Annotated in this window: 12 protein-coding genes and 1 pseudogene; 10 read left to right on the top strand and 3 right to left on the bottom strand. The window is 57.2% G+C overall.

From position 1 onward, the window contains the following. Positions 1-112, bottom strand: a pseudogene (locus WCG50_RS13155) (branched-chain amino acid ABC transporter permease); the annotation flags it as partial. A 208-nt stretch (positions 113-320) separates the two neighbouring features. After that, positions 321-1,109, bottom strand: coding sequence for an IclR family transcriptional regulator (locus tag WCG50_RS13150; RefSeq protein ID WP_336900057.1), 789 nt, complete (start codon positions 1,107-1,109; stop codon positions 321-323). A 72-nt stretch (positions 1,110-1,181) separates the two neighbouring features. Between WCG50_RS13150 and paaY the strand changes: the two genes are divergently transcribed. After that, positions 1,182-1,805, top strand: coding sequence for a phenylacetic acid degradation protein PaaY (paaY, locus tag WCG50_RS13145; protein WP_336900056.1), 624 nt, complete (start codon positions 1,182-1,184; stop codon positions 1,803-1,805). Here paaY and WCG50_RS13140 read toward each other — a convergent pair. After that, positions 1,802-2,755, bottom strand: coding sequence for a PaaX family transcriptional regulator C-terminal domain-containing protein (locus tag WCG50_RS13140; RefSeq protein ID WP_336900055.1), 954 nt, complete (start codon positions 2,753-2,755; stop codon positions 1,802-1,804). The genes paaY and WCG50_RS13140 overlap by 4 nt on opposite strands. A gap of 441 nt (positions 2,756-3,196) precedes the next feature. Here WCG50_RS13140 and paaN point away from each other — a divergent pair, with 441 nt between their 5' ends. The 9 genes from paaN to paaA form a co-directional block, all read left to right on the top strand. Further along, positions 3,197-4,864: a phenylacetic acid degradation protein PaaN gene (gene paaN / locus WCG50_RS13135; protein ID WP_336900054.1), complete on the top strand. Its 1,668-nt coding sequence runs from the start codon at positions 3,197-3,199 to the stop codon at positions 4,862-4,864. 9 nt (positions 4,865-4,873) lie between these two features. Next, a complete protein-coding gene (gene paaG / locus WCG50_RS13130) occupies positions 4,874-5,671 on the top strand; it encodes a 2-(1,2-epoxy-1,2-dihydrophenyl)acetyl-CoA isomerase PaaG (protein WP_336900053.1) in 798 nt (265 codons plus the stop codon). 4 nt (positions 5,672-5,675) lie between these two features. Next, positions 5,676-7,202 carry a 3-hydroxyacyl-CoA dehydrogenase PaaH gene (gene paaH, locus WCG50_RS13125; protein WP_336900052.1) on the top strand — a complete coding sequence of 509 codons (1,527 nt, stop codon included), beginning with the start codon at positions 5,676-5,678 and terminating at the stop codon, positions 7,200-7,202. Next, positions 7,195-7,656 carry a hydroxyphenylacetyl-CoA thioesterase PaaI gene (gene paaI / locus WCG50_RS13120; protein ID WP_336900051.1) on the top strand — a complete coding sequence of 154 codons (462 nt, stop codon included), beginning with the start codon at positions 7,195-7,197 and terminating at the stop codon, positions 7,654-7,656. Before paaH ends, paaI begins: the two co-directional genes overlap by 8 nt. Before the next feature lie 27 nt (positions 7,657-7,683). After that, positions 7,684-9,009, top strand: coding sequence for a phenylacetate--CoA ligase PaaK (gene paaK / locus WCG50_RS13115; protein WP_336900050.1), 1,326 nt, complete (start codon positions 7,684-7,686; stop codon positions 9,007-9,009). A gap of 106 nt (positions 9,010-9,115) precedes the next feature. Continuing rightward, positions 9,116-10,321, top strand: a complete 1,206-nt coding sequence (pcaF, locus tag WCG50_RS13110; protein ID WP_336900049.1) for a 3-oxoadipyl-CoA thiolase — start codon at positions 9,116-9,118, stop codon at positions 10,319-10,321. Positions 10,322-10,389: 68 nt separating this feature from the next. Further along, positions 10,390-11,490: an ABC transporter substrate-binding protein gene (locus tag WCG50_RS13105; protein WP_336900058.1), complete on the top strand. Its 1,101-nt coding sequence runs from the start codon at positions 10,390-10,392 to the stop codon at positions 11,488-11,490. A 9-nt stretch (positions 11,491-11,499) separates the two neighbouring features. Then, positions 11,500-12,282, top strand: a complete 783-nt coding sequence (locus tag WCG50_RS13100; protein WP_336900048.1) for an enoyl-CoA hydratase/isomerase family protein — start codon at positions 11,500-11,502, stop codon at positions 12,280-12,282. 35 nt (positions 12,283-12,317) lie between these two features. Continuing rightward, positions 12,318-13,027 (top strand): 1,2-phenylacetyl-CoA epoxidase subunit PaaA (paaA, locus tag WCG50_RS13095; protein WP_336900047.1); only part of this gene is annotated, 710 nt, incomplete at its 3' end.

Below are 13,027 nucleotides of genomic sequence, written 5' to 3'. Positions count from 1 at the left end.
CGAAGTTGATCACGTTGCTGGCGTTGTAGATCAGGGTGAAACCCAGCGCCGCCAGCGCGTAGGTCGCTCCGACCGTCAGGCCGGAGAATAAAAATTGCAGGAATTGGGCCAGCATCAGGCCCCCAAGACGGTTGTGGCGAAAGCCGTGTCGCTGATCGGCGGTATGGGCATTTTTGTCTCCAAATCGTTAAGTTGAGGTTTTAAGACCATTTTTTTCATATGTATAGATTCTGAAATACAGAATTCATTCTGTCAATAAGAAATTTTGAAAAAAAACGCAACCCGATTTTTGATCGTGGTTGCGTGGTGAAACAGGGCGGTTATGAGAGTCCCGTGGCGCCCAGTCTTTCCGAGAGTTGACGGGCCGCACGTTTGAGTTCTATGAGGACCGGGCTGTTGACATCCATGTCGATCGATCCTTCCACCCCGACCACCGACAAGGCCATCGTGATTTCATTTTTGAAATTAAAAACAGGGGCGGCAGCGGCTTCGACGCCTTTGAATGTGTAATGGCTGGTGACCGGTGCCACACCATCGGCACGCACTTTGGCAAGCATGGCATCGACATCACTTTTGGTTTTCAGCCCTGGGGTGTCTTTGTGTTTGAGTTCGCTGGCAATCAGCGGATCGATCAATGTCTTGGGCAACCAGGCAGAAAATACCCGCCCTGCGGCAGATGTCAGCAACTTGAGGGAGGTGCCCGTCATCACGTTAACCGTGATCGCCCGTCGTGGACGCTCCCAACGCACGATGACCGGTCCGGTTTCGCTCCAGACGGCCAGCGCGATCGTTTCATTGATGGCATCACGCAATTCAGAAATAGCCGTTAGCCCCAGGCGCACCCGGTCAATCCGGTCAAGTGCGACCAAACCCATGTTCAATGCAAAGGGTCCTAATGTGTAGCGGGAGGTTTGCAAGTCCTGTTCGACCACGCCCGAGCGAATCAGACTAACCAGGTAGCGATGCACCTTGGAGGCAGGCATATCGGTAGCCAGCGCAATGTCCTTGAGCATCATGTAGCGCTGCCCAGTGACCATGGTGCGCACAATGTTCATGCCGATTTCAAGGGACTGAACGCCGTGTTTTCCGTCTGTTTCTTCGATCATCATGAGCCCTGAATTACCTTGAGGTTGATGTATTTCATTTCATAGAATCACTGTCGCCACTTACCGGAGTTCACCATGATTTCATTACGCGTTTATGCCATCAACGGCATTGTTCCCGTTGTTGACCCCACCGCATTCGTTCATCCCAGTGCCGTCCTGATTGGCGATGTGATTGTCGGCCCTGACTGCTATGTGGGGCCGTGTGCGAGTTTACGCGGTGATTTTGGCCGCATCATCCTTGAGCGGGGCTCTAATCTTCAGGATACCTGTGTGATGCATGGTTTTCCTGGTACTGACACCGTGGTTGAAGAGAACGGTCACGTCGGGCATGGTGCGGTTTTGCACGGTTGTCGTGTGGGTCAAAATGCGCTGGTCGGCATGAACGCGGTCATCATGGACAACGCCGTGATTGGTGAATCTGCCATCGTGGCGGCCTGCGCTTTTGTCAAAGCCGGTGCCGTGATTCCCGCCGGCAGTCTGGTGGCTGGCATGCCTGCCAAAGTGATTCGCCAACTCAGTGAAGAAGAAATCGCCTGGAAGCGTGATGGCACGCGAACCTACCAGGAATTGACGCGGCGAAGTCTCGCCACCATGACCGAGACCGTCCCTCTGACAGCGGTGGAAGCGAATCGCAAACGTATTGACCTGCCCGAAGTCATCCCCTTGGTGGAGCTTAAAAAACGCAGCCAGTCCAGTTAAACCAGATCGGTCAGCGGATCAAGGCTTTGGAAGCGCGCCTTCAAAAAAGGCATGGCTTGCGTTGTCTGTCCAGTGGAGAGCACAAGGTGTTGGTCGAGGTGGCGTTCAGAGGCTGCCAACACGCGTCGATAGAGTTCCATGCAGACGATTCGCGCCTGTTGACCAGGCCAGTCTGCTGGCAGTAAAACTTCCGGCAACTCTGGATCACGCAATAGCAAGCGACGGTAGTCGTGAATCAGCAGGGTGCGCAATAAAAAAGCACTTTCGTCGTCAATGTTCAAAGACTGGGTCTGGCGAAACGAGTCCAGAACAGGTTGGTAGATCGCCACAAATTCCGCGTAGTCCTTGTCGAGTTGACTCAGATTCCAGGCGCGCTTGACCATCTCATGGAGGCTAGCTGAAAGTCCTAAATGAAGATCTGCCGCCATCAAGGGCATCAGATGCCCCAGCAGGTCAATATTGCCTTCGGTCATCAGGGCATCAAAAGCCAGACTGAGGTCTGCGCTGGGGTGAACATAGCAATCAGAATTCAAGGCGCCAAATCCTTGCCAAAAAAGGGCGCGGCGCAGTCGCTCTTTTTGTTTGGGCTCCAGTTCGCCGATCGTCATGATCATTCGCCATCGTCGATCCCAGAGCGGTGCATTGGCAGCATAAACGTGGCGTGAAGCTTCCTCAATACGGCGCTGTCCGTTGGCCGTCAGTCGGTAATCGGCGCGCCGGCCGTGCGCTTCAGCGCAGAGCCATGACTCCTTGGTCAGACGGAAGACTGATGTGCGGATCAGTCGTTCGTTCAATTGCAAGGGGGCCAGTAAGCCCATCAAGCTGCCTAGCCAAATGCGGCCGCCACGGGGAAAAACGGCATCACTGAAAACAGAAATGATCAGGGAGTTTGCGTTGACGCGGCTCTGTTGCCGGAAATTTTCAAGACGCTGTTGGATGGGCGGGTTCACGGTAGTGGCCAAAATTTGAGTGCGTAGAACCCGCATGGTAGTGCATTTAAAACTGAATTGATGTTCATTTCAGGGGGTGTTGATGTCACAGTGACCGTTGTTTTCATTGGAGAGCCACGTTTTTTCAGGTTGAAATTAATAGATACAAATAAATAATTTTATAAATTAAATTTGTATCTCTTATTGAATTAAGAAACACATTCTGAAAGTAAATGTCAAAAATAATTTATTTTTTATTGAAAAATTTGTTGTTAGATCGTTGTTTTATATGTATTTTTTTAAAAAACAAGGAATCTATTCCGTACTTCGTAAGGGATTTTTAACGTTTTTTTTTGATACTTTTATTGACATGAGCGTATTTCGTTGTTAACGTTGCTTCAAATTGCAGGCTTCAGCACGTTGCTCAACGTCACCCACAAAACCCTATCCAAGGAATTCCAGATGTCCCATCCACTTTTTGAAAAGCACCGGCCAACCCTTGACAGCGCGCTCCATGCGATTCAGACCCGGGGTTATTGGGCAGCCTTTAACGAGATGCCCAGCCCCAAAACCTATGGCGAAACGGCTGCCGAAGATGGCAAGCGCGCTTTTGAAGCGCATGTGGGTCAAAAATTTGAGATTGACCAGCCAGGCCAGACCGGCTGGATGGGCGGTGAGCAGTCACCCTATGGTGTTGAACTGAATGTGCAGTACCCCGTCTGCGAGGTGCAAGCCTTGATCGAGGCGGGTCAAAAAGCGATGTCCGGTTGGCAGGCCGCAGGTTGCGAAGGCCGCACCGGTATCTGTATCGAAATGCTGGACCGCTTGAACAAACAGAGCTTCGAGCTGGCACACGCCGTCATGACCACCACCGGCCAAGGCTGGATGATGGCGTTTCAGGCGGGCTCTCCGCATGCCCAGGATCGGGGTCTTGAGGCCGTGACTTACGCCTACCGCGAACAAAGTTTTGTGCCGCATGAGACCACCTGGGAAAAGCCACAGGGCAAGAACCCGGCGCTGGTGATGAAAAAACACTTTGAGGTGGTCGGTCGGGGCGTCGGTGTGGTGGTGGGTTGCGGTACTTTCCCCACCTGGAATACCTACCCTGGCCTGTTTGCTGCATTGGCCACCGGCAACGCCGTGATCGTCAAACCCCATGGCAACGCCATTTTGCCGGCCGCCATCACGGTTCGCACGATCCGTGCGGTGCTGGTTGAAAACGGCATCCATCCTGATCTGGTGACCTTGTGTGTTGCTGCTCAACGCGAAACGACGCAGCAGCTGGTGACGCACAAAGACGTCAAGTCGGTGGACTTTACGGGCGGCAATGTGTTTGGTCAGTGGCTCATCGACCACTGCCGTCAGGCGCAGGTGTATGCCGAGTTGGCGGGCGTGAACAACATCGTGATTGATTCCACGGATGCCTACAAACCCATGCTGCGTAACCTCGCGTTCACGCTGGCCCTGTATTCCGGCCAGATGTGCACCACTTCACAGGCTTTGTTTGTTCCTGCGGGCGGCATTGAAACCGAAGACGGACACAAATCCTACGATGAAGTGTGTGCCGATCTTGCCCGCACAATCGAAGGCACGCTGGCCAAACCCGAAGTGGCCTTGGCCGTCTTAGGTGCGGTGCAGTCGGCCGACACCATGAAGCGTATTGATGAAGCCAACAGTGGTTCTCTGGGCCGTGTGATTCTGGCTTCCAAAAAGCTCGACAACCCTGAGTTTCCGCTGGCTGAAGTCCGCACACCGGTGCTATTGGCGTGCGATGCGGCCGACGAGAAATCCTATATGGAAGAGCGTTTTGGCCCGATTACGTTTGTCGTCAAAGTGGCCGACACCGCCGCTGCCATTGCCTTGTCAGAGCGCATCGTCAGCACCCACGGTGCCTTGACCACCGGTATTTACTCCACCAGCCCCGCCGTGATTGAGGCCATGACCGCCGCTACCTGGCGCTCCAAAGTGGCCCTGTCCATCAACCTGACCGGTGGTGTGTACGTCAATCAGTCTTCAGCCTTCTCTGATTACCACGGCACAGGCGGCAACCCGGCGGCCAATGCCTCCTACTCGGATTCGGCTTTTGTGGCCAATCGCTTCCGCGTGATTCAACGTCGCTACCACGTTTAAGGCCTGACCATGAATTTCGAGAACATTCTCTTTGAGGTGCAGGGCAGCATTGCACGACTCACGCTCAACCGTCCGGACAAGATGAACAGCTTCAACGCGGCCATGCATGCCGAGTTGCGCGTGGCGCTGGACCACGTTCAGAGCAACAAAACCATCCGCGTGCTGGTGCTCACCGGTGCGGGTCGCGGCTTTTGTGCCGGGCAGGATTTGTCCGACCCCCAGGTGCAGTTTGTGCCCGGTGAAACACCGCCCGATATGGGCACCGTGGTGGAAGACAACTACAAACCTTTGATCTTGCGTTTGCAAAACCTGCGCGTGCCGACGATTGCTGCCGTCAACGGCGTGGCGGCGGGTGCCGGGTCCAGTCTGGCACTGGCTTGCGATCTGGTCATTGCCTGCAAATCGGCCTCGTTTTTGCAAGCCTTCTCCAAGGTCGGGCTCATTCCCGATACCGGGGGCACCTGGTTTTTGCCACAACGCGTGGGCATGGCACGCGCCATGGGGTTAGCGTTGCTGGCTGGCAAGTTGTCGGCAGAGAAGGCGGCCGAATGGGGTTTGATTTGGGCCGCCGTTGAGGATGCCGAATTTGCAGACGCCGTGAACGCCTTGGCCACCCAACTCTCCACCGCGCCCACCAAAGCGCTGGTGCGTACCCGTCAAGCCATGCATGCCGCTCCTGGCCACACACTGGAGCAGCAGTTGTCGATGGAAGCCGGCATGATGCGCGAACTCGGCTGGAGTGCCGACTTCACTGAAGGCGTGGCGGCCTTCGTCGGTAAACGCGCACCCCAATTTACCGGGCAATAAGCACATGAGCCTCTCGCTTTCCAAACAGTCGGTCATCGCGGTGGTCGGTGCTGGTGCCATGGGTGCCGGCATTGCGCAAGTCGCTGCGGCGGCCGGTCACCGGGTCAAGTTGCTGGACACCCGGGCACAAGCCGCTGAGCAGGCTATTGCCGGAGTGCGTGCCCAGTTCAGCAAGATGGCAGCCAAAGGCAAGATGACTTCTGAGGCGGCTACAGAGGCCGGTGAGCGCCTGATCGCGGTCACGGAGTTGACCGATCTGGCCGATGCCAGCCTGGTGATTGAAGCCATTGTTGAAAATCTGGCAGCCAAGCAAAAGCTCTACAGCGACCTGGAAGCCATCGTGGGTGTTGATTGTATTTTTGGCACCAACACCTCCTCCATTTCTGTCACGGCGATGGGCGCTGCGCTCAAGCATCCCGGTCGCTTGGCGGGTTTGCATTTTTTCAATCCAGCCCCTTTGATGGCGCTGGTCGAAGTGGTGTCGGGACTGGCCACCGAGGAGAGCGTGGCGCAAACCCTGTTTGCCACCGCCACCGCCTGGGGCAAGACCGCCGTGCATGCCAAATCGACGCCCGGTTTTATTGTGAACCGTGTGGCGCGACCGTATTACGCCGAAGCCATGCGGGTGTTGGCCGAGGGCGGCGCTGACACGGCTACCTTTGATGCCTGCTGCCGCGAAGCCGGTGGCTTTCGCATGGGGCCGTTTGAGTTGATGGACATGATCGGCCATGACGTTAACTTTTCGGTGACGCGTTCGGTCTGGAATGCGTTTTTTAATGACCCGCGTTTTCTGCCTTCGCTGGTTCAGCAAGAACTGGTCGATGCGGGTTATTTGGGCAAAAAAACCGGTCGTGGTTTTTACGACTACAGCGCTGATGCGGTTCGCCCCGCACCCGCGACCGAGTCTGCCAAAGCCACGCCCACGCACATCGTGGTCTATGGTGAATCCATCGTGGCCAAGGCCTTGGCGGCTCGCCTGCAAGCTAATAAAGTAGCTTTTACCCAGTCGCCAGCGAAGGGTGATTTGTTGGCGCAAGCCGGTGATGCGTGGGTCTATGTCACCGATGGCCGCACCGCGACGCGCCGGGCTTTTGAGTCGGGCACTGCCAACACCGTGCTGATTGATCTGGCACTGGACTACAACACCGCGACCCGGTTGGCGCTCAGTGTGGCTGAGGCCTGTGACGACGCCGCTGCCGCTCAGGCGATTGGCTTGCTGCAATCCGCTGGTTTCGCTGTTTCGCGGTTCAATGATGTACCGGGCTTGGCGGTGATGCGCACCGTGGCCATGTTGGCCAATGAGGCGGCAGATGCGGTTAACCAAGGGGTTTGCAATGCCCAAGGTGCCGATGCCGCCATGCGGCTCGGCGTGAACTACCCCTGCGGGCCACTGGCCTGGGCCGATGTGGTGGGCCTGCACAACATCAGCCTGGTGCTTAACCACCTCAGTCAAACCTACGGTGAAGACCGCTACCGTCTCTCGCCCCTGATTCAACACAAAGTTTATTCAAAGAAGAATTTCCATGACTGAAAAGCACGCTGACCCCCAGGCCTTGGCCGAAGAAGTTGCCGCCACGATGTGGTCGCGTGACCGCGCCACCAATGCGCTGAATATGCAGATTCTCAAAATCAAACCGGGCTACGCACTGCTGTCGATGCCGGTGCGTTCGGACCTGGTCAATGGCCACCATATTTGCCATGGCGGCTACATCTTTACGCTGGCCGACAGCGCCTTTGCCTACTCGTGCAATAGCTACAACCAGAACACGGTGGCATCGGGTTGCAGCATTGATTTTCTGGCGCCGGCCCACGAACACGACATTCTTGAAGCCGAGGCGGTCGAGCGTTCGCTCTCGGGTCGCACCGGTGTGTATGACGTCACCGTGCGCATCCAGGGTGGCAAAACCATTGCCCTGTTCCGGGGCAAAAGCTACCGCATCAAAGGCGAAGTGATCGATGGACTGAAGCAAGTCAACAACGCCTGATCAATACATTAAAACGAGGAGACACCCATGACCGCCAAAAAACCTATGCCCGGTGATCTTGAGCACATCGAGACCGCCAGCCGCGACGAGATCGCCGCCCTGCAACTCGAACGCTTGAAGTGGACCTTGAAGCACGCCTACGACAACGTACCGCACTACAAAAAGAAATTCGACGACCAAGGCGTGCACCCGGATGACCTGAAAACGCTGGCAGATCTCGCCAAGTTTCCGTTCACCACCAAGATCGACCTGCGTGACAACTACCCGTTTGGCCTGTTTGCCGTGCCGCGCACGAAAGTTGCCCGCGTTCACGCTTCATCGGGTACCACCGGCAAACCGATCGTGGTCGGTTACACCCTCAAAGACATCGACAACTGGGCCAATCTGGTGGCACGCTCGATCCGCGCCGCTGGTGGCCGGGCGGGGGACACCTGCCACATTGCCTACGGTTACGGCTTGTTCACCGGCGGCATGGGGGCCCACTACGGTGCGGAGCGTCTGGGTTGCATGGTGGTGCCTATGTCGGGTGGCCAGACGGAGAAACAGGTGCAGTTGATTCAGGACTTTCAGCCCGAAATCATCATGGTGACGCCCTCCTACTCGCTGGTGATTGCCGAAGAGTTTGAGCGCCAGGGCATCAAGCCCGAAGATATTTCCCTCAAGATCGGCATCTTTGGCGCTGAGCCCTGGGGCCACGGCATGCGCGACGAGATCGAGCGCAAGCTGGGCATTGACGCCATTGACATCTACGGCTTGACCGAAGTGATGGGGCCTGGTGTGGCGTGCGAGTGCATCGAATCCAAAGACGGCCCGGTCATTTGGGAAGACCATTTCTACCCCGAAATAATCAACCCGGACACCGGCGAAGTGGTGGCCGATGGCGAGGAGGGCGAATTGGTGTTCACCTCGCTGTCCAAAGAAGCCATGCCGGTGATTCGCTACCGCACCCGGGATCTGACCCGCTTGTTGCCACCGACCTCGCGCAGTTTCCGTCGCATGGACCGCATCACCGGGCGCACCGATGACATGCTGATCGTGCGCGGCGTCAATGTGTTCCCGAGCGTGATTGAAGAACAAATTCTGCGAGACAAGCGCCTGGCGGGCAACTACCAGATTCTGCTCACCCGTGACGGCCACCTGGACAACGTCGAAGTGCGTTGTGAACTGCAGCGCGAGTTTTCCGGCCACCTGTCGCCGGCCGAGATTCAGGCGATCAGCAAGGAAATGCAGCACCACATCAAAACCATCGCCGGTATTTCCACCAAGGTGACGGTGCTGGCGCACGAGGCCATTCCGCGCACTTTGACCGGCAAGGCCCGTCGGGTGATTGATGAGCGGCCCAAGCAGGTTTAAGGGCTTTTGATAGGTTTATAAGCATTTTAGACCTCTAGCCCTTATGCAGTATGCGTGAGCAGCTATCTTTTTAATATCAAGTAGGCGTGGATTTATCACGGGTTCTATGACTGAAGCTTTTATCTGCGATGCCATTCGCACCCCCATTGGCCGCTACGGCGGCGCTCTGGCCAGCGTGCGCCCTGACGACCTCGGTGCCGTGCCGCTCAAGGCACTGATGGAGCGCAACCCTCAGGTTGACTGGAAACAGGTGGACGACATCATCTACGGCTGTGCCAACCAGGCTGGAGAAGACAACCGCAATGTGGCGCGCATGTCCGGCTTACTGGCCGGTTTGCCGATTGACGTGCCGGGCACCACCCTCAACCGCCTGTGCGGCTCGGGCATGGACGCGGTCGGACTGGCGGCCCGATCGATTAAATCGGGCGAGACCGAACTGATGATTGCCGGTGGCGTCGAGAGCATGTCGCGTGCGCCCTTCGTCATGGGCAAGGCCGAAAGCGCTTACTCGCGCAACGCCGCCATTTTTGATACCACCATCGGCTGGCGTTTCGTTAACCCGCAGATGAAGAAGTTGTACGAGGTCCATTCGATGCCGCAAACGGCCGACAACGTGGCGCAAGACTTCGGTATCTCACGCGCTGACCAGGACGCCTTTGCCGTGCGTTCGCAGCAGCGCTGGGCGGCAGCCCATGCCGCCGGTCGGTTCATTGCTGAAATCGTGCCGGTGCTGATTCCGTGCAAAAAGGGCGAGCCCCTCGTCGTCGACACCGATGAACATCCGCGCCCTGAAACCACGCTGGAGATGCTGGCCAAGCTCAAAGGGGTGAATGGCCCCGACCTGTCGGTAACGGCGGGCAATGCCTCCGGTGTCAATGACGGCGCCTGTGCGCTGCTACTGGCTTCCGAGTCGGCGGCCCGGTTGCACAGCCTCACGCCGCGTGCCCGTGTGGTGGCGATGGCGACGGCCGGTGTGGCGCCTCGCATCATGGGTTTTGGCCCGGCGCCAGCGGTGCGCAAAGTACTGGCCAAGGCCGGTTTGACGCTGGCCCAGATGGACGTGATTGAACTCAACGAAGCCTTTGCGGCACAAGGACTCGCTGTTTTACGCGACCTCGGTCTGGCAGACGACGAGGCGCGGGTGAATCCGAACGGCGGTGCGATTGCCCTGGGGCATCCGCTGGGCATGAGCGGTGCGCGTCTGGTGACGGCCGCGATGTACGAACTGGAACGGCGTGGCGGGCGTTATGCGCTTTGCACGATGTGTATCGGTGTGGGTCAAGGCATTGCAATGATTATTGAACGTATTTAATTTTTATAACAGGAGACAAAACCATGAAATTCAAACTGAAAAAACTCGCCCTCGCTGCCACTCTGGTCATGGGGGCCATCAGCGCCTTCGCGGCCGACCCGATCAAGATTGGCTCCGTGTTGTCGGTCACCGGCCCGGCCGCTTTTCTGGGCGACCCGGAACTGAAAACCTTGCAGATGTATGTGGACGAGCTCAACAAAAAAGGCGGCGTCATTGGTCGCCAACTGCAACTCGTTCATTACGACGACGGCAGTGACGCCAACAAGGCCAACGGCTTTGCCAAGCGCCTGATCGACGACGACAAGGTTGATATTCTGGTCGGCGGCACCACCACCGGCTCCACCATGTCGATGGTGCCGCTGGTTGAAAAAGCCAACATTCCCTTCATCTCGCTGGCAGGCGCTGTTGTGATTGTGGAACCAGTGAAGAAGTGGGTCTTCAAGACGCCACACACCGACCGCATGGCCGCTGAAAAAGTGTTCGAAGACATGAAAAAGCGTGGCTTGACCAAAGTGGCCTTGTTGTCTGAGACCAGTGGTTTTGGCAACTCGGGCAAGAAAGAAACCGAAGGCGTTGCCGCCAAGTACGGCATCACCCTGGTGGCCAATGAAACCTACGGCCCCAAAGACACCGACTCCAGCCCACAGCTGACCAAAATCAAGAACACAGCGGGTGTGCAAGCGCTGTTTGTGTTTGGTCTCGGCCAAGGCCCCGCCATCGTCACCAAGAACTACAAGCAGCTGGGCATGACCTTGCCGCTGTACCACGCCCACGGTGTCGCGTCTGAAGAATTCATCAAGCTCGCCGGCCCTGCTGCTGAAGGCGTTCGCCTGCCAGCTGCCGCCTTGTTGATTGCTGACAAGCTGGCCGCCTCTGACCCGCAGAAAGCGGTGACCATGGCTTACACCAAGGCATTCACCGAAAAATGGAAAACAGATGTGTCCACCTTTGGCGGCCATGCTTACGACGGGCTAATGATTGCGGTTGATGCCATCAAGCGCGCCAACAGCACTGATAAATCCAAGGTGCGCGATGCGATTGAAGCCACCAAGGGTTTCATTGGCACCGGCGGCAAAGTCAATATGTCAGCCACGGACCATTTGGGTCTTGATCTCACAGCGTTCAACATGCTGGAAATCAAGAACAACGACTGGACGATGGCCAAGTAATTGCCTCCTATGTTTGAAACCCTGGAAATTGAACGCAACGGCCGGGTTGCCACGATCTGGATGAATCGGCCGGAGGTGTTTAACGCCTTCAACGAGCAGCTGATTGCCGATCTGGGTCAGGCCTGCGCCGAGCTGGACGTGGACGCATCGGTACGCGTGGTGGTACTGGCGGGCCGGGGGCGGCATTTTTCAGCCGGAGCCGATCTGAAGTGGATGCAGCGCGCCTCGGCGCATGGCGAGGCTGAAAACCTGAACGATGCCCGCCGTTTTGCCCGCATGTTGCGGGCGCTGTCGGAAATGTCCAAGCCCACCATCGCCCGCATTCAAGGGGCGGCGCTGGGCGGGGGCACCGGTTTGGCGGCTGCCTGTGACATGGCGGTGGCCACAAGCGATGCAGTGTTCTCCACCTCGGAGGTTAAGTTCGGCATTATTCCGGCGGTTATCAGCCCTTACGTGCTGCGTGCCATTGGGCCGCGCCAGTCGCTGCGCTACTTTCAGACGGCTGAGCGGATTTCTGCCGAGAAGGCCCTGGCCATCGGACTGATCAACGAAGTGACGCCCCTTGAGGCGCTGGATGCCACGCTGGCGAAGCTGGTGGAGGCGCTGATTGGTGGCGCACCGCAGGCGCAAAAAGCGGCCAAGCAACTGATCACGGCCGTCAGCGGTCGCCCGATTGACGACGCGGTGCTCGAAGAAACCGCCCAACGAATTGCCCGGCAACGGGCCACCGATGAAGCCAAAAATGGCATTGCTTCTTTCCTTGAGAAGCGCACGCCAGCCTGGCTTATTTAACTAAAAATTTACCCATTCACAGGAGACAAGACACTATGTACACACAGTCTTTTAATGTGCCGGACAGCCCCGGTCTGAAGTCGGTGCCCGTGGCCCCGACGGCTGAAAACCCTGAATTTCAGGCCCGTTTTGATGCCAAGGTGGACGCCGACGGCAAGATCGAACCACAAGACTGGATGCCCGAGGCCTACCGCAAGACGCTGGTGCGCCAGATCAGTCAGCACGCCCACAGCGAAATCGTGGGCATGCTGCCCGAAGGCAACTGGATCAGCCGGGCGCCAAGTCTCAAGCGCAAGGCGATTCTGATTGCCAAGGTGCAGGACGAAGGCGGCCACGGCCTCTACCTTTACAGTGCGGCCGAAACGCTGGGCACCAGCCGGGACCAGATGCTTGAAGGTCTGCACAGCGGCAAAGCCAAGTACAGCTCGATCTTCAACTACCCCACGCTCAATTGGGCCGATGTCGGTGTGGTCGGCTGGCTGGTAGATGGCGCTGCGATCAGCAACCAGATCCCGCTGTGCCGCTGCTCGTATGGCCCGTATGCCCGCGCCATGATCCGCGTTTGCAAGGAAGAGTCTTTTCACCAGCGCCAGGGCTATGAAGCCCTGCTGGTGATGATGAAGGGTACCGCTGAGCAAAAAGCCATGGTGCAGGACGCAGTCAACCGCTTCTGGTGGAAGTGCCTGGCCATGTTCGGCCCGCCCGACGCCGACAGCCCGCACAGCGTGCAAGCCATGCGCTGGGG

Source organism: Rhodoferax sp., from assembly GCF_037143375.1.
In the GTDB taxonomy this organism is placed as follows: Bacteria; Pseudomonadota; Gammaproteobacteria; order Burkholderiales; family Burkholderiaceae_C; genus Rhodoferax.
This window is presented reverse-complemented; position numbering and strand designations above follow the sequence as displayed.